Source organism: Pseudomonas sp. GW823-FHT02F05 (genome assembly GCF_058797315.1).
This window is the reverse complement of record NZ_JBXAJM010000034.1, coordinates 13,598-30,745: the sequence shown is the minus strand read 5'-3', so window position 1 is coordinate 30,745 and position 17,148 is coordinate 13,598. Positions and strand designations below refer to the sequence as shown.

Sequence of the window (17,148 nt, the reverse complement as noted above, 5' to 3'; positions counted from 1 at the left end):
AAGATGGGCTAACTGATAAATGGCTATCGCAGGCAAGCCAGCCCCCACCTTCAGAGCGGCGATGTGCTTGAGGTTTTTTTACAGGCAAAAAAAAGCGGCACACCGACCAAGTGCGCCGCAAAAATGCCGTTAAGCACAGCAACAACGATTCGATAAATCAGTTCAGTCCAGCAGCGCCAGCGCCTGGGCAGTGACTTCCTGGATACGCGCCCAGTCGCCGTTCTTGACCCACTCCGGATCCAGCATCCAACTGCCGCCCACGCACATCACGTTTTTCAACGCCATGTAGCTCTTGATGTTGGCCGGGCCAACACCGCCAGTCGGGCAGAATTTGACTTCGCCGAACGGGCCGCCGAGAGCCTTGATGGCAGCAACACCACCGCTGACTTCAGCCGGGAACAGCTTGAAGCGGCGATAACCCAGGCCGTAGCCTTCCATGATGCCGGAGGCATTGCTGATGCCCGGCAGCAGCGGGATCGGGCTGTGCACCGAGGCTTCCAGCAAGTCACGGGTGATGCCGGGGGTGACGATAAATTGCGAGCCTGCCACTTCTGCCGCTTCGAGCATGTGACGATCGAGCACGGTACCGGCACCAGTGCACAGTTCAGGACGTTGCTCGCGCAAGACCTGAATGGCCTTGAGGCCGAACTCGGAACGCAGGGTCACCTCCAGCGCGGTCAAACCGCCAGCGGCCAGGGCGTCGGCCAGCGGCAGGATGTCCTGCTCGCGGGCGATGGTGATCACCGGCAGGATCCGCGCCTTGGCGCAGAGGCTGTCGATCAAGGCAACTTTATCCGCCATGGACACGGTCGGTTGAGGGCTTTTCATAGCGGCTGATCCTTGGCTCATGGGCACCAGTAAATCTCTAGAGTAGGTTGCAAAAACGCGCGAATCGGCATGGCAGCAACATCGTCGCTGGCCAGGGCGGCGCTCAAGGTAGTCAATTTCGAACTGCCGGAAATCGACAGCACGGTGTAGCTGGCCGTGGCCAGCAGCGCACGACTCATGGTCAGGCGCTGGTGCGGCACAGTGGGCGCCAGCATCGGCCAGCAACGGCGGGTACCGTCGGCCTTCAGCGCTTCGCTCAGGTTAGGGCTGTTGGGGAACAGCGATGCGGTGTGGCCGTCATCGCCCATGCCCAGCACCAGCACATCAATGGCTGGCAACTCGCCCAGCAGGCGATCGGCCTGCTCGGCAGCGTCTTCAAGATTGGCAGCGGGGCTGTACAGGCTCAAGAACTTCGCCTTGGCCGCCGGACCTTGCAGCAAGTGTTGCTTCAACAGGCCAGCATTGCTGTCGGCGTGTTCGACCGGCACCCAGCGCTCATCGGCCAGGGTGATGGTGACCTTGGACCAGTCCAGGCCCTGCTTGGCCAGGTTCTGGAAAAACGCCACGGGGCTGCGGCCACCGGACACCACCAACGTCGCCTCGCCACGGGCACTGATGGCCGAGCGCAGTTGCTCAGCCACGTCATTGGCCAGGCCATCGGCCAGCAGCGCAGGCGTACGGTACTCATGGGCAGTGACGCCCTGAGGCAGTTTCAATTCAGATATCGCCATACCACGACCTCCCATCCCGCGTGATCAGTGCAATGGAGCTCATCGGCCCCCAGGACCCCGCCGCATACGGCTTGGGCGCATCACCGGATTTTTTCCACCCGGCGATCAACTGGTCACACCACTTCCACGCGGCTTCGATTTCATCTTTGCGAACAAACAGGTTCTGATTGCCGCGCATCACTTCCAGCAACAATCGCTCGTAGGCATCGGGGATGCGTGCGCTGCGATAGGTGTCGGAAAAATTCAATTGCAGTGGTCCGCTGCGCAGTTGCATGCCTTTGTCCAGGCCCTGCTCCTTGGTCATCACACGCAGGGAAATACCTTCGTCCGGCTGCAGGCGGATGATCAGCTTGTTGCTGATTTGCAGGCGCTGCTCCGGGGCGAAGATGTAGTGGGACGGTTCCTTGAAGTGAATGACGATCTGCGACAGTTTTTGCGGCATACGCTTGCCGGTACGCAGGTAGAACGGCACGCCGGCCCAGCGCCAGTTACGGATATCGGCACGCAGGGCAACGAACGTCTCGGTGTCGCTCTGGGTATTGGAGTTGTCTTCTTCCAGGTAACCCGGCACGGCTTTACCAGCGCTGTAGCCGGCGATGTACTGGCCACGGACTACCTGAGTGGTCAGGCCCTCGGGGCTGATCGGCGCCAGGGCCTTGAGCACCTTGACCTTCTCGTCGCGGATGCTGTCGGCGGACAGGTCGGCAGGCGGGTCCATGGCAATCAGGCAAAGCAGTTGCAACAAGTGATTCTGGATCATGTCGCGCAGCTGGCCAGCCTTGTCGAAGTAACCCCAACGGCCTTCGATGCCAACCTGCTCGGCCACGGTGATTTCCACGTGGGAGATGTAGTTCTGATTCCACTGGGTTTCGAACAGGCTGTTGGCGAAACGCAGGGCGATCAGGTTCTGTACCGTCTCTTTGCCCAGGTAGTGGTCGATGCGATAGGTGCGGTTTTCCGGAAAGAACTGCGCCACGGCGTCGTTGACCTTGCGCGACGACTCCAGGTCCGAACCGATGGGTTTTTCCAGCACTACGCGGGTATTTTCCGCCAGGCCGACCTTGGACAGGTTTTCGCAGATCGCGCCGTATACCGCCGCCGGGGTAGCGAAGTAGGCAATCAGGCGTTGCTCGCTGCCGGCTTTTTCGGCCAGGGCGACGTAGTCGTCGGCCTTCATGAAGTCGACATGCACATAAGCCAGGCGTGCGAGGAAACGCTGGGCCACGGCTTCGTCGAGCTCTTTGCCGACGTATTTACGCAATTCTTTTTCGATATGGGCCAGGTGTTGCTGCTCGGAGCCGGCTTCACGGGCCAGGGCCAGGATGCGTGTGTCGTCGTGCAGCAACCCGGCGCCATCGAGTTGATAAAGGGCAGGAAATAACTTGCGCAGCGCCAGATCACCCAAGGCGCCAAACAGGGCAAAGGTGCAGGGTTCCACGGTTATCGAAGGCATGATGTTTGTTCTTTTATCAAGTTAAGCTACAAATACCTTTTTTCAAGGCATCACTCAAGGAAAAATGTAGTAATAACCACAACATTTTCCCGAAATACGCATTGCGAGTGGTGGTGTTCAGCTACCCTCAGTAGGATAGGCCACCGCGAAAAGCCACTCATCGATTGGTTACCGCCTTTTTATTTGCATCGTCGCCCGAAGGAAAGACTGAATGGACCGCGTGCGAAATCTTCTGGAACAGATCCGGAACCGCCTCGAAGAATTGAACAAGGCCGAGCGCAAAGTCGCTGAAGTGATCCTGCTCAACCCGCAGCAGGCCACACGCTTCTCGATCGCCGCCCTCGCCCAGGCCGCCTCGGTCAGTGAACCGACGGTCAACCGCTTCTGCCGTTCATTCGGTGTCAGCGGTTACCCTGAACTCAAATTGCAGTTGGCGCAAAGCCTGGCCAGTGGCGCCGCGTATGTCAGCCGCGCCGTGGAGGCCGATGATAACCCCGAGGCCTACACCCAGAAGATCTTTGGCAGCGCCATTGCCTCCTTGGACAGTGCGTGCCAGGCCCTGGACCCGGCGCTGATCAGCAAGGCCGTGGACTTGTTGATCCAGGCACGGCAAATCCACTTCTTTGGCCTCGGCGCTTCGGCCCCCGTCGCCATGGACGCGTTGCACAAGTTCTTCCGCTTCAACCTGGCGGTGACCGCCCATGCCGACGTGCTGATGCAACGCATGATCGCCTCGGTGGCGCACACCGGTGAGTTGTTCGTGATCATTTCCTACACCGGCCGTACCCGCGAGCTGGTGGAAGTGGCGCGTATCGCTCGGGAAAACGGTGCGTCAGTGCTGGGCGTGACCGCCGAAAACTCGCCGCTGGCCAAGGCCAGTACGGTGAGCCTGAACATCCCGTTGCCGGAAGATACCGATATCTATATGCCGATGACCTCGCGGATCATTCAATTGACGGTATTGGACGTATTGGCAACGGGTATGACTCTGCGTCGCGGAGTGGATTTCCAGCCGCATTTGCGCAAGATCAAAGAGAGCTTGAATGACAGCCGATATCCGGTGGGGGATGAATTCAACTAAATCCGTGTCAACTGATCGTTCCCACGCTCCGCGTGGGAATGCCTCACTGGACGCTCTGCGTCTGCCTTTAGCGTCGTGACGCGGAGCGTCATAGGCTGCATTCCCACGCGGAGCGTGGGAACGATCATGAATTCAACTAGCAGGCAGCTCTTCCAGCAGTACCTGCGATAGCGCCATCAGCCACACCGCTAAACCCCTGCCCTGGCCTGTAAACTCAAGTGGGCCCTCTCCCCCGGCGCCAGGCTCGCCGCCGCCATCGCCGCCTCTACGCACACAAACCCCGACGCTTCGTTAAAGCTCACGCCCAACAGCGGCCGGCTCCCCGGGTGCCACACCACCGTGTCGGCGCTGTCGCCGGTGTCGATGCACAGTTCACGCTGCCAGGCGTGGTCCTTGAGCTGCAATTCGCCCTCATGCTGGAACACCCGCTGGCATCCGCCATCGACCCGCAATTCACCTTCCTGCTGGCAAACCTGGCGATTGAGCTGGTCGTAACCTTGTGCTCCTTCGAGCCCAGACAGCGCTACCTCATCGACGTGACCAATACGCCAGTAAGCGTGCAATGCATGACTCAACTGGCACGGCAGCTCGTCGTGATGCTCGGTGCTCAGGCGCAGTTCCAGGGTGTCACCCAGGTGCGCGTGCAAGTCCACCTGCCAGTCGCACAGTTGCAATTGCCAGAGCAGGCGCACGCCGTCGTCATCGGTGCTGCTGTCGAGCAGTTTCCAGTCGATCAAGCGGGCCCATCCGTGGGACGGCCAGGCATTTTCGCTGGGGTGGCGGCCATACCACGGCCAGCACACCGGTACGCCACCACGGATAGCCCCGACTTGCGGCCATTTGGCGGCACACCACAGCCACGGCTTCTGGCCCGTAGGTTGAAAGTGCAGCAATTGCGCGCCCTGGCGACTGAACACCGCCTGGCACAGGGGGTGGTCGATCACCAACACATCGCGCATCTGAAAGCGCTCCCAGGCGAACACCGGACGCTCGCGCAGGGATTTGAAAAAGCGTTGCAGCGGTTGCTCGTGCATGTGCCCAGGTCCCGAATATCACAGTGCCACGCAAAAAAAAGCGGATAGCCATGGCTACCCGCAAATGCGCACAGAGAGAGGAGCTTATCGCAACAGCGTTAGAACGTAGACTGAATTTTCAGGCCCGCTACCAGCGCGTTGTCGACTTTATCCACGCCGCCAGGCTGGACAACGTACTGCAGGTTCGGACGCACAGTCAGCCAGTTGGTGACGTGGAAACCGTAGTTGAGTTCGACGTTGTACTCAGTCTCACGAATCGGCGTGTACAGCGGATTGTCGTAGTCGCTCACACCATTGGCGGCGTTGAGCAATTGAGAGTTCTTCTTCACGTCATCGTTGACATGCAGGCGAGCGACGCCAATGCCGACGTCATCTTTTGGACGCGCGTCGAATGGGCCTTTGTACACGAGCATCAACGACTGGTAGTTGTCGACCAGGTTGGTTTCCTTGTCATGGAAGGTCGCGTTGGCTGCAATGTTCAGGCCACGGGAAGCGTCGCCGTTATGGGTGGTGAGTTGCTGTTGCGCAACGAACCAGTAGCCTTTCTTGCTGCTGCGGGTACGGAAGTCGGCGCCGCTGAGGACCGCATCGTTACCGTTGACGTCTTCACGTACATCCGGAGCATCGGCCGCACTTTTATAGAAACCCACACGGTATTCGCCCGGCAGGTTATTAACCTTCGGCGACCAGACCAATTCCACCGGAATCACGGTGCCCTTGGTACCACTGCCGCTGAGTTTGAAGCCGTTGCCGTGCTCCAACTGCGACGGGTTCTGGTTGTAGGCACCGATTTGCGCATACAGCTCAGGCGTGATGTTGTATTTCACGCGGATAGCGGCCTGGGCGACCGGCCAGTTGTACCAGGTATTGACGTAGTTACCGACCTGCGAGCCGCAGAACGACAGGTTCTGGAAGTCGCAAGGGAAGGTGTTGAAGTCTTCGCCTTCACCGAAGTAACCGAGCTTCACGTCCAGCTTGTTGTCGAACATCTGGTGCTGAATCCAGAACTGGGTCAGACGCACCATGTGGCCACGGCCATACACTTCTTGCGAGGAACTCAAGGTGCCGGCACGCGGGTCGCCAATGCGGTCATTGGAGATGTTCTGGCCATTACGATTGGTCAACTGGATCTTGGCCTGGGTGTTATCCCAGCCCCACAGTTTTTGCAGGTCCAGCGCCACGCCCAGACCGAACTGGTCGGAGTAACGACCGGTCTTGTCGTCGTTGTAGCCGCCGTGGGCGTTGTAGCCCATCTCGCCCACGTAGTCGGCCTTGATGTCGATACCTTGCTCGATCAGCTTGGTACGCTCGCCGCCCCAATCGCCGGTCATCCACTTGGAATCGGCGCTGAATGCATCGGCCGCCATCGCATTGGCGGACAATACAAGGGCTGCTGCCGCTGACAGTTGGCAGATCAGCCGGGTGTTGTTGTGTTGCTTTTTCATCCCTACATCCTCGTCTTTATTGTTATTAAACTGTTTTTATCTAACGCGGGTTACATTTTTTAACTAAAACAATCACTTATCTTGCTCAACGCCCCTTGAACTGGGTCACATTGTCGGCATGCCCCTGTGCCGGCAATGAAGCCACTGCGCCCAACCGCTCACCGGTCTTGGCGTCAAACAGCAATACCTTGGCCGGGTCGAACTGCAAGGTCAGTGTCTCGCCCACTTGCGGTGCCACGTCCGGCGCCAAACGGCAGCAGACCTTGGTGTCATTGAGCTGCACAAACACCAGGGTGTCCGGGCCGGTAGGCTCGGTCACCTGCACTTCGGCGCGAATGCTCGACGAGCCGTTGCCCTCGCCCGCTGCCAGCACGATCTGCTCCGGGCGCAGGCCCAGGATCACATCGCGGTCTTCCAACCCGGCGTCATTCATGCCCAGCGGCAACTCGCAACGGGCCTGGCCGCTGTCGAGCAGCGCGACCAGACCACCGTTCTGGCGTTTTAGACGCATGGGAACGAAGTTCATCGGTGGTGAACCGATAAAGCTTGCCACAAACAGGTTGGCAGGGTCGTTGTAAATTTCCTTCGGGGTGCCGAATTGCTGAATGACGCCGTCCTTCATCACCGCCACTTTGTCGCCCAGGGTCATCGCTTCGATCTGGTCGTGGGTCACGTAGACGGTGGTGGTTTTCAGACGCTGGTGCATCAGCTTCATTTCGGTACGCATCTCGACCCGCAGCTTGGCGTCGAGGTTGGACAGCGGTTCGTCGAACAGGTAGATCTTCGGCCGACGCGCCAGGGCACGGCCCATGGCCACGCGCTGTTGCTGGCCACCGGACAACTGGCCCGGCTTGCGGTTGAGCAGGTGTTCGATCTGCAGCAACTTGGCCACGCGCGCCACTTCGGCGTCGATGTCGGCTTGCGGCATCTTGCGGATCTTGAGGCCGAACTCGATGTTCTCGCGCACGCTCATGGTCGGGTACAGCGCGTAGGACTGGAACACCATGGCGATGTCACGGTCCTTGGGGCTCATGCCGCTCACGTCTTGATCACCGATCATGATCGCGCCGCCGGTGATGGTCTCAAGGCCGGCGATGCAGTTCATCAGCGTGGATTTACCACAGCCCGACGGGCCGACCAGGATGAGGAACTCGCCTTCCTTGATCGACAGTTCAATGTTCTTCAAGGTGTCGGGCAGGCCGGCGCCATAGGTCTTGTTTACATTGCGAAGTTCAAGCGTAGCCATGATTACCCCTTGACCGCGCCGGCCGTGAGGCCGCGCACGAAATACTTGCCTGCGATCACATAGACCAGCAGGGTCGGCAGCCCGGCGATCATCGCCGCCGCCATATCCACGTTATATTCCTTGGCCCCGGTACTGGTGTTGACCAGGTTGTTCAGCGCCACCGTGATGGGCTGGGAGTCGCCACTGGAGAACACCACACCGAACAGGAAGTCGTTCCAGATCTGGGTGAACTGCCAGATCAGGCAGACCATGATGATCGGCGTCGACATCGGCAGGATGATCCGGCGGAAGATGGTGAAAAAACCCGCTCCGTCCAGGCGTGCTGCCTTGATCAGCGCATCCGGGATGCTCACGTAGTAGTTACGGAAGAACAGCGTGGTGAACGCCAGGCCGTAGACCACGTGGATAAACACCAGGCCGGTGGTGGTGCTGGCCAGGCCCATCTTGCCGAGGGTGAACGACGCGGGCAGCAGCACAGTCTGGAACGGCAGGAAGCAGCCGAACAGCAGCAGGCCGAAGAACAGCTGCGAACCCCGGAAGCGCCAGAACGACAGCACGTAGCCGTTCAAGGCGCCAATGGCGGTAGAGATGAGCACAGCAGGAACGGTGATCTTGATCGAGTTCCAGAAGTAGCCATCCACGGTGGCCCAGGCCTTGACCCAGCCGATACCGCTGACCACGGTGGGCCAGCTCAGCAGGTTACCGGTGCTGATGTCTTCCGGGGTCTTGAAGCTGGTGAGCAGCATCACCACCAACGGCACCAGGTACAGCAGAACCGCCAGGATCAGCACCGCGTAGATCGCGATGCGGCTCAGGCTGATGGCAGGTTTGGCGGCGAGACTAGTCATTGCGCTTGGTCCTCAGCTCGGAATACAGGTACGGCACAATGATCGCGAGGATCGCACCGAGCATCAGGATCGCACTGGCCGAACCCATGCCCATCTGGCCGCGACTGAAGGTGAACGAGTACATGAACATAGCCGGCAGGTCGGACGAGTAGCCCGGGCCGCCTGCGGTCATTGCCGCCACCAGGTCGAAGCTCTTGATCGCAATGTGCGCCAGGATCATCACCGCACTGAAGAACACCGGGCGCAGGCTCGGCAGCACCACGCTCCAGTAGATACGCGGCAGGCTTGCGCCATCGATCTGCGCAGCGCGGATGATCGACTGATCAACACCGCGCAGGCCGGCGAGGAACATCGCCATGATAAAGCCCGAGGCTTGCCACACAGCGGCGATCACCAGGCAGTAGACCACGCGGTCCGGGTCGATCAGCCAGTCGAGACGGAAGCCTTCCCAGCCCCAGTCCCGCAGGAGTTTGTCCAGGCCCATGCCCGGGTTGAGCAGCCATTTCCAGGCGGTACCGGTGACGATCATGGAGAGCGCCATCGGGTACAGGTAAATGGTGCGGATAAAGCCTTCGCGGCGGATTTTCTGGTCGAGGAAAATCGCCAGCAGCACACCGATCACCAGGGTGATGCCGATGAACATGCCGCCGAACACGGCCAGGTTCTTGCTCGCCACCCACCAGCGGTCGTTATCGAACAGCCGCTGATACTGCGCCAGGCCCGCCCATTTGTAGCTGGGCAGGAAGGTCGAGGTGGTGAACGACAGCACGAACGTCCACAGGATGTAGCCATAAAAGCCCACCAGCACGATGAACATGCTCGGCGCCAGCACCAGTTTAGGGAGCCAGCGCTGCAGCACATCGAATGGCGAGGCCTTGCTGAACACAGCAACAGAACTCATGGGAAAATCCAGTACAGGGAAAAAGGACTACAGCCTGCAGGAACCCGCTTTTGTGGCGAGGGAGCTTGCTCCCGCTCGGCTGCGAAGCAGACGCTGTCTTTGGGGGTGCTTCGCACCCCAGCGGGAGCAAGCTCCCTCGCCACAGCAAGCCGGGTTCCTACATAGGGTGTTACTTGGCCGACTTGATCGCCGCGCCAAGCTTCTTGGCCGTGTCGGCCGGGTCGGCTTTCGGGTCGTTGATGAAGTTGGTCACGACATCAAAGAACGCACCTTGCACCGCCAGGGTGGTGGCCATGTTGTGCGCCATGCTTGGCTGCAGGCCGCCAGTCTTGGCGTCGGCCAGGAAGTCCTTGGCGGCGGTCTGGGCGCAGGAATCAAAGCCGTAGGATTCCATCTTGGTCAGCATGTCGTTACGCACAGGGATCGAGCCCTTGTTGATGCTGAACACCTTCTGGAAGTTTTCACCCAGCACTACTTTGGCGATGTCCTGCTGACCCGCAGCAGTGCCTTTGTCTTTCTGCTTGAACACCGCCAGGGAGTCGATGTTGTAGGTGAAGGCTTTATCAGTGCCCGGGAAAGCAACGCACTCATAATCCTTGCCGGCGACTTTCTTGGCGGCGGTCCATTCAGACTTGGCCCAGTCGCCCATGATCTGCATGCCGGCCTTGCCGTTGATGACCTTGCCAGCTTCCAGGTTCCAGTCCTGGCCCTTGCCGTCGACGTCCATGTAGGTCGCGACTTTCTTCAGCTCGGTGAGGGCCTTGACCATTTCCGGGCCGGTCAATGCGCCGTTATCCAGGTCGACCAGCGCTTTCTTGTAGCCATCAGCGCCCATTACCGAAAGCACCACCGCTTCGAACACGGTGCTGTCCTGCCAAGGCTGGCCGCCGTGGGCGAGCGCAATGAAGCCTGCAGCCTTGAGCTTGTCGCCCGCTGCGTAGAATTCTTCGAGGGTGGTTGGGTTCTTGGTGATGCCGGCTTTCTTGAAGACTTCCGGGTTGATCCACAGCCAGTTCACGCGGTGGATATTCACCGGCACGGCCACGTAGTCACCGTCGTATTTCACGGTGTCGGAGACTTTCTTGTCGAGCAGCGAATCCCATTTTTCTTCTTTGGCGACGTCTTTGAGCACGTCGGTGTCGAGCAGGCCAGTAGAGGCCCATTCCTGGATATCGGGGCCTTTGATCTGGGCAACGCCTGGCGGGTTGCCAGCGACCGCACGGCTTTTCAGCACGGTCATGGCGGTGGCGCCACCGCCGCCTGCCACTGCACCGTCTTTCCAGGTGAAGCCGTCTTTCTCAACTTGGGCCTTCAGGACATCCACAGCCGCTTTTTCACCGCCGGAGGTCCACCAATGCACCACTTCCACCGTACCTTTGGAGTCGGCGGCAAATGCACTGAGGGGGAACAACGAGGCAATGGAAATAGCGACGGCGAGGCGATTAATCGCGTTCATCTGAGTACCTTTTCTTGTTGTTATGCATGCAAGTCTAGAGCTTGCGCTGCACGGAGTTTAAACATGGATTTTCGGGGCGCAGGTAACAAAGGGACGTACAAATGTCACCACCTGGTGACATAGCATCCGCTGCCCAATGCACTGGCCAGGCTGGGTGCCAAGGGCAGTGCAGGCAGCACGACCGCTTGCCAGGCATGGTACAGGTCAGGTTTGCCGCCCCAGATTTTACTGCTGGGTTGGTTGTGCGGGCTGAGTTCGTGGTGCCAACTGCCCTGGAGCCGGTCGATGAAGTGGGTTTCGCAAAACTCCCAGAAGCGTCGGTACCAGGTTTCGTAATGCAGCTCGCCGGTACGTTTGAGCAGCGCCTGAGCAGCGGCGCTGGCTTCAGCATGGGTCCAGTGCAGGCGCTCGCGTACCACCGGGCGCTGGTTCCAATCCAGAGTGTAGACAAGGCCCGGCGCACCATCCACCGCCCAGGCGTACTCGCAGGCACTGGCAAACAGGCCTTTGGCGTCGCTCACCAGCCAGTCCGGCGTGGCCAGCTTGGCCTTGAGGCGCGCAGCTTCAAGGTGCAGCAACAACCGCGCCCATTCGAAACCATGGCCGGGGGTGATGCCGTAGGGGCGAAAGCCATCGGCGGGGTTGTCTTTGTTGTAACCGAGCAACGGCTTCCAGTGCGCATCGAAATGTTCGATGACCATGAATTGATTGCCAGCGGCATGGGTGTGGATCACCCGTTCGACGATGCGCAGCGCACGGTCCAGCCAACGTGTATCACCACTGACATCGGCCAATGCCAGGAAAGCTTCGGTGGCGTGCATGTTGCTGTTGGCGCCACGATAGGCTTCGACGCCGCTCCAGTCCCGGGCAAAGGATTCAAGCATGACGCCCTCCTCTTCGCTCCAGAAGAACTGGTCGATGATATGGACGGCGTCGCTCATTAATGTGCGCGCACCCGGCGCGCCGGCCACCACGGCAGAGCTGGCGGCGAGGGCCACGAAGGCGTGCAGATAGGCGGCCTTGCCGGTGTTGCCATCAGCCGCCTGGGGCGCGGCGAACCAACCACCGTGCTCAATGTCACGCAGCGGGCCGCTGAGCGCTGCCACACCGTGCGCCACCAGTTCGGCATAACCCGGCAACCCCATGGCATGGGCCATGGCAAAGCTGTGGGTCATGCGCGCGGTGTTCATGGTTTCGGCGCGAGCATTGGCCGGCAACTGGCCTTTATCGTCGAGGTTGCCGAACCCGTCCGGCAGGCGCGATGCCTTGGCGAACGCCAACAGGCGCTGGCCTTCCGCGGCGAGCCAATCGTGATGGGCAGGTGCATTCAGCCAACTGCTGGCAGGCAGTGGGTGGGTGGTCATGGGTGGCCCTTATTGTTTTTTTGGGATGACCGGAGTCTAAACAAGGGCGCGGCAGGGGCAAGTAACGAAGGGGAAAAGAAATGTCACCGAGTGGTGACAATCAACACCCGAATGTAGAAGCGAGCTTGCTCGCGAAAAGCTCACAAGCGCCGCGTTTATTCCAGGAAACCTGCGGGATCGTTAACGTTTTTCGCGAGCAAGCTCGCTCCTACAGAGAACGATTCAGATCGTTCGCACGCGGAGCGTGGGAACGAGCCTGTCCGGTCTACATCATTGGCCCAGTGGGGTGACCGCAGCAGGCGCATTGAGACGCTGATTCAAGTTCTGCACCTGGCTCTGCAAGGTGGTGATATTGCGCGTGGTCTGGATGCGGAACACGTCGAATTCCTTGTTGGTCGGCGCGTCGATATTGGCCGGCTGGTTTTCCTGGGCGCTCTTGAGCACCAGCACGTCCTGCTCGAGGCGGGCGATGGCCGCGCTTGGGTTGCCTTGTTTCTTCAAGGCCGCCACATCGTTGGCCAGGCCCTTGCTCTCGGCCTGTGCTGCCGTGAGGCTGGCGACCGCGTCAGTGAGGGCCTGCACCTGGCCTTGCAGTTTGGTATTGGCCGCTGCCAGCTCGGTGTTGCTGGCGCTCATCTGGGCCAGGCGGCTGTCCAGTTCGGTGGTTTGACCGGCGACGCCCAACTGTTGCTTGCCCTGCTCCTGCAACTGGGCTTCCAGTTGCTTGATCTGCAGCTTCAAGGCTTCGCTGCCGTTGTTCACATTCGCTTCGCTGGCCACGACCTTGCCGGAAATCGCCTGTAGCCGTCCTGCCGCTTCCTCGCTGATGCGGGCAAAGCTTTCCTGGGTGGCAACCAACTGCTGGCCCATCAGGGAAATCTGCTGGAAGCTCCACCAGGCCAGGCCCGCAAAGGCGATCAACAGCGCACCGACCAGTGCCCACAACGGGCCAGTGCTGGCGCTCTTGACCTTGACCACGGGCGTCGTTCGCGAACGCACCGACGTCGCGGGGGTCGGCACGAAATCATCGTCATCCCCAAGGTCGGCCCGCAGGCTGGGAACGTTGTCGAAGTCGTCTTTAGCATCGTTACGCATGAATCTACCCTGAATCAATGAGATGGCTGGCTGTAAAGCCGAGCGGCAGGAGTATAAACCGCACTCCCGGCGCATGGATCGACTCGGAACCTGGAATGGGGTTCCCGAAGTGTTGCTGCTTATGAGGTTATTGGCGGCCCGGGTCCTGGGCTTTCCACCAACTGCAGAACTCGTCGAGCGCGGCCCACAGGCTGACCTTGGGCTCGTAGTCGAGATAATGCCTGGCGCGACTGATGTCGAGGGTGAAGTTTTTATTCATCACTTGCATGCCCAGACGCGATAACGCCGGTTCCGGCCGCCCCGGCCACATCGCGCAGAATGCCTCGTTCAACGCCGCCACGCTGTAGGACAAACCGTAGGATCGATAGCGGGTCACTTGGGGCAGCTCCATCTGCCGCATCACGTAGTTCACCACATCCCAGATCGGCACCGGTGCGCCATTGCTGATGTTGTAGGCTTTGCCCAGGGCCGAGCCGGTGGCGAGCAAACTGCTGAGCAGCGCCTCGTTGAGGTTGTGCACGCTGGTGAAGTCGACTTTGTTCAAACCGTCGCCGACGATCGCCAGACGGTTCTTGCGCTGCATTTTCAGCAAGCGCGGGAAGATACTCATATCGCCGGCCCCGGTGACAAAGCGTGGGCGCAGGGCTATCACTTGCAGGCCGAACTCCTGGGCGCCGAACACCTTCTGCTCGGCCAGGTACTTGGTAGCGGCATAGGGATGCTTGAAACGCTTGGGCACTTGCTCTTCGGTGAGCCCAAGGTGATCGCGACCGTCAAAATAGATCGACGGCGACGACAGGTGCACCAGGCGCCCCACGCGCTGTTTCAGGCAGGCTTCGACGACGTTTTCGGTGACCAATACGTTGTTCTGGTGGAAGTCCTGGTACTTGCCCCACAGCCCGACGGCGCCGGCGCAATGCACCACGGCTTCGACATCGCGGCACAGGTCGCGCACAAGGTCGGCATCATTCAAATCACCCTGGATGAACTCGGCACCGCGCCGCACCAGGTGTTCCACACCCTCGGCGCGCCGCCCGTTGACCCGCACGTCCAGGCCCTGCTCAAGGGCGAAGCGCGCAAAGCGCCCGCCAATGAAGCCGCTTGCGCCGGTGACCAGAATTTTCATGTCGTACTCCGTGTTCTTTCATTTTTCATCGCTCTTGCCTTGACGCGCGCCATCACTCCAACGGCACCAACCAATGACCACACACATCGGCCAGATGGTCGGTCAACAAGCCCAACAGTTGCCCGCCACTGCGCCAATGATGCCAGTACAGCGGCACATCGATGGGCTTATCTGGCAATAACTCGACCAATACACCGGTTTCCAACTGGTCGCGCACCTGCAATTCAGGCACCAGGCCCCACCCCAAGCCGGCTTCCGTCAGGCGGATAAAACCTTCGGATGACGGGCATAGATGGTGTTCGAAACCACCGTCCACGCCAAGGGACGCCAGGTAGCGGTGCTGCAGGAAATCATCCGGGCCGAACACCAGCGCAGGCGTGCGCGCCAATTGGTCGGCCCGCACGCCTCCAGGAAAATGCCGCGCCAGAAAGGCCGGGCTGGCCAGCGCCCGATAACGCATGGCGCCCAGCAACAGGCTGCGAGCACCGGCCACAGGACGCTCGCTGGCACAAATGCAGGCCGCCACTTCACCGGCGCGCATGCGCTTGAGGCCCACGGTCTGGTCTTCGACCACCAGGTCCAGCAACACGTGCTGTTCGGCGCAGAAGTCGCTGACTGCCTCGGCCCACCAAGTGGCGAGGCTGTCGGCATTCAGGGCAATGCGCAAGCGCTCAGGCATGCCCTCCTCGTCCAGGGCCGGCACCTGGCTTTGCAGGTCACGCTCCAGCAAACGCACCTGCTGCACATGGTTGAGCAGGCGCCGACCGATATCGGTGGGCGTTGGCGGCGAGGCCCGTATCAACACCGGCTGGCCGACGCGCGCCTCCAATAGCTTGATGCGTTGGGAGATGGCTGATTGCGACAGCCCCAACACCTGGGCACCGCGCTCAAAGCCGGCTTGTTCCACCACCGCCGCCAAGGCGGAAAGCAATTTATAGTCGAACATCAGTTTCTCTAATGAGCGATCAGCAATATTGGTTTTTCTTATACAGCCCCGACCCGCACCATAGCCAGCATCGTTTGAGCATCAACAAGGATCTCCCTCTATGTGGCAAAGCTATATGAACGGTTTGCTGGTGGCCCTCGGGTTGATCATGGCAATCGGCAGCCAAAATGCATTCGTACTCGCGCAGAGCCTGCGCCGCGAACATCACTTACCCGTGGCGGCGTTGTGTGTGATCTGCGACGCCCTGCTAGTGGCCGCTGGGGTATTCGGGCTGGCCACCGTGCTGGCGCAGAGCCCGATACTGCTGGCGGTGGCACGCTGGGGCGGTGCAGCGTTCTTGCTCTGGTACGGCGCATGCGCGCTGCGCAGGGCTTGCACCAAGCAGAGCCTGGACCAAAGCGGCACCCTCAAGACGCGCTCATTACGCGCTGTGCTGCTGAGCGCTTTGGCGGTCACCTTGCTCAACCCCCATGTCTACCTGGATACCGTCCTGCTGATCGGCTCCCTGGGCGCGCAACAAACCGAACCCGGTGCCTACGTAGCCGGTGCAGCCAGTGCATCGTTCCTGTGGTTCGCCACCCTGGCGCTGGGTGCGGCATGGTTGGCACCCTGGCTGGCACGCCCGGCCACCTGGCGCCTGCTGGACCTGCTGGTGGCCGCGATGATGTTCTCGGTGGCCTATCAACTGATCAGCGCCTGAGCAATATTCCAAAACGCTCTGGAACCTCTATCCCACACAGTTGTTGCGTGGTTATGCCGCACCCCCGGTGCTATGATCGGCCCCCTGCGCCGCAAAGAGTACAAACTCCCCGGCGCATGTTTGGCCGCCCGTGATCGGCCTTGCGCTCACCGCAACTGACCTGATTAGGAGAATCATCATGGCTTTCGAATTGCCGCCGCTGCCCTACGCACACGATGCCCTGCAGCCGCACATCTCCAAGGAAACCTTGGAATACCACCACGACAAGCACCACAACACCTATGTCGTGAACCTGAACAACCTGGTGCCTGGCACCGAGTTCGAAGGCAAGACCCTGGAAGAGATCGTCAAGTCTTCCTCGGGTGGCATCTTCAACAACGCCGCTCAGGTCTGGAACCACACTTTCTACTGGAACTGCCTGGCGCCGAACGCCGGCGGCCAACCAACCGGCGCACTGGCTGAAGCCATCAACGCTGCGTTCGGTTCGTTCGACAAGTTCAAGGAAGAGTTCACCAAGACTTCGGTCGGCACCTTCGGTTCCGGTTGGGGCTGGCTGGTGAAAAAGGCTGACGGTTCCCTGGCCCTGGCCAGCACCATCGGCGCCGGCAACCCGCTGACCAACGGCGACACCCCGCTGTTGACCTGCGACGTCTGGGAACACGCCTACTACATCGACTACCGCAACGTGCGTCCAAAGTATGTAGAAGCGTTCTGGAACCTGGTCAACTGGAAGTTCGTGGCTGAGCAGTTCGAAGGCAAGACCTTCACTGCCTAAGCGACGCTTGCAGTAAAAAGAGCCCGGCGATTGCCGGGCTTTTTCATGGGCGCCCTGATTGCCATGCCAGAAATCCCGGAACCCAACGGTAACTATTCACCACACAAACGCCAGGAGGA

The 17,148-nt window shown here is 60.1% G+C and carries 16 protein-coding genes; 3 read left to right on the top strand and 13 right to left on the bottom strand.

Annotated elements, in window-relative coordinates:
- Positions 1-162: 162 nt before the first annotated feature.
- From AC1RAC_RS27205 to zwf, 3 genes are read right to left on the bottom strand one after another with little or no spacing between them, the layout of a single operon-like run.
- A complete protein-coding gene (locus AC1RAC_RS27205; RefSeq protein ID WP_026067364.1) occupies positions 163-828 on the bottom strand; it encodes a bifunctional 4-hydroxy-2-oxoglutarate aldolase/2-dehydro-3-deoxy-phosphogluconate aldolase in 666 nt (221 codons plus the stop codon).
- Between the two features lie 17 nt (positions 829-845).
- Positions 846-1,559, bottom strand: coding sequence for a 6-phosphogluconolactonase (gene pgl / locus AC1RAC_RS27200; protein ID WP_034128520.1), 714 nt, complete (start codon positions 1,557-1,559; stop codon positions 846-848).
- A complete protein-coding gene (zwf, locus tag AC1RAC_RS27195) occupies positions 1,546-3,012 on the bottom strand; it encodes a glucose-6-phosphate dehydrogenase (protein WP_034128521.1) in 1,467 nt (488 codons plus the stop codon). Before zwf ends, pgl begins: the two co-directional genes overlap by 14 nt.
- 220 nt (positions 3,013-3,232) lie before the next feature.
- On the opposite strand from zwf, the gene AC1RAC_RS27190 reads away from it, so the two are divergent.
- Complete coding sequence (locus AC1RAC_RS27190; RefSeq protein WP_169856377.1) at positions 3,233-4,093, top strand: MurR/RpiR family transcriptional regulator; 861 nt, start codon at positions 3,233-3,235, stop codon at positions 4,091-4,093.
- 188 nt (positions 4,094-4,281) lie between these two features.
- On the opposite strand, the gene AC1RAC_RS27185 is transcribed toward AC1RAC_RS27190, so the two are convergent.
- From AC1RAC_RS27185 to AC1RAC_RS27140, 10 genes are all read right to left on the bottom strand, one after another.
- The gene (locus AC1RAC_RS27185) at positions 4,282-5,127 is read right to left on the bottom strand and encodes a D-hexose-6-phosphate mutarotase (RefSeq protein WP_054918237.1); all 846 of its coding nucleotides are present in this window, start codon (positions 5,125-5,127) and stop codon (positions 4,282-4,284) included.
- 98 nt (positions 5,128-5,225) lie between these two features.
- On the bottom strand, positions 5,226-6,572 hold the full coding sequence (locus tag AC1RAC_RS27180) for a carbohydrate porin (RefSeq protein ID WP_054918236.1): 1,347 nt from the start codon (positions 6,570-6,572) through the stop codon (positions 5,226-5,228).
- Between the two features lie 85 nt (positions 6,573-6,657).
- Positions 6,658-7,818: an ABC transporter ATP-binding protein gene (locus AC1RAC_RS27175; RefSeq protein ID WP_492617142.1), complete on the bottom strand. Its 1,161-nt coding sequence runs from the start codon at positions 7,816-7,818 to the stop codon at positions 6,658-6,660.
- A gap of 2 nt (positions 7,819-7,820) precedes the next feature.
- Positions 7,821-8,666: a carbohydrate ABC transporter permease gene (locus tag AC1RAC_RS27170; RefSeq protein WP_003193763.1), complete on the bottom strand. Its 846-nt coding sequence runs from the start codon at positions 8,664-8,666 to the stop codon at positions 7,821-7,823.
- On the bottom strand, positions 8,659-9,567 hold the full coding sequence (locus AC1RAC_RS27165; protein WP_003193765.1) for a carbohydrate ABC transporter permease: 909 nt from the start codon (positions 9,565-9,567) through the stop codon (positions 8,659-8,661). The genes AC1RAC_RS27170 and AC1RAC_RS27165 overlap by 8 nt, the downstream gene beginning before the upstream one ends.
- 169 nt (positions 9,568-9,736) lie before the next feature.
- On the bottom strand, positions 9,737-11,023 hold the full coding sequence (locus AC1RAC_RS27160; protein ID WP_003193767.1) for an ABC transporter substrate-binding protein: 1,287 nt from the start codon (positions 11,021-11,023) through the stop codon (positions 9,737-9,739).
- A gap of 104 nt (positions 11,024-11,127) precedes the next feature.
- Complete coding sequence (locus AC1RAC_RS27155; protein WP_492617141.1) at positions 11,128-12,387, bottom strand: D-mannose isomerase; 1,260 nt, start codon at positions 12,385-12,387, stop codon at positions 11,128-11,130.
- Positions 12,388-12,657: 270 nt separating this feature from the next.
- Positions 12,658-13,482 (bottom strand): coiled-coil domain-containing protein, encoded by an 825-nt coding sequence (locus AC1RAC_RS27150; RefSeq protein WP_054918227.1) that lies wholly within the window; start codon positions 13,480-13,482, stop codon positions 12,658-12,660.
- A gap of 127 nt (positions 13,483-13,609) precedes the next feature.
- A complete protein-coding gene (locus AC1RAC_RS27145; protein ID WP_034128528.1) occupies positions 13,610-14,608 on the bottom strand; it encodes an NAD-dependent epimerase/dehydratase family protein in 999 nt (332 codons plus the stop codon).
- 52 nt (positions 14,609-14,660) lie between these two features.
- Complete coding sequence (locus tag AC1RAC_RS27140) at positions 14,661-15,554, bottom strand: LysR family transcriptional regulator ArgP (protein WP_054896698.1); 894 nt, start codon at positions 15,552-15,554, stop codon at positions 14,661-14,663.
- A gap of 100 nt (positions 15,555-15,654) precedes the next feature.
- Here AC1RAC_RS27140 and AC1RAC_RS27135 point away from each other — a divergent pair, with 100 nt between their 5' ends.
- The gene (locus tag AC1RAC_RS27135; RefSeq protein WP_492617140.1) at positions 15,655-16,254 is read left to right on the top strand and encodes a LysE/ArgO family amino acid transporter; all 600 of its coding nucleotides are present in this window, start codon (positions 15,655-15,657) and stop codon (positions 16,252-16,254) included.
- Positions 16,255-16,432: 178 nt separating this feature from the next.
- A complete protein-coding gene (locus tag AC1RAC_RS27130) occupies positions 16,433-17,029 on the top strand; it encodes a superoxide dismutase (protein ID WP_003175739.1) in 597 nt (198 codons plus the stop codon).
- Positions 17,030-17,148 lie beyond the last annotated feature (119 nt).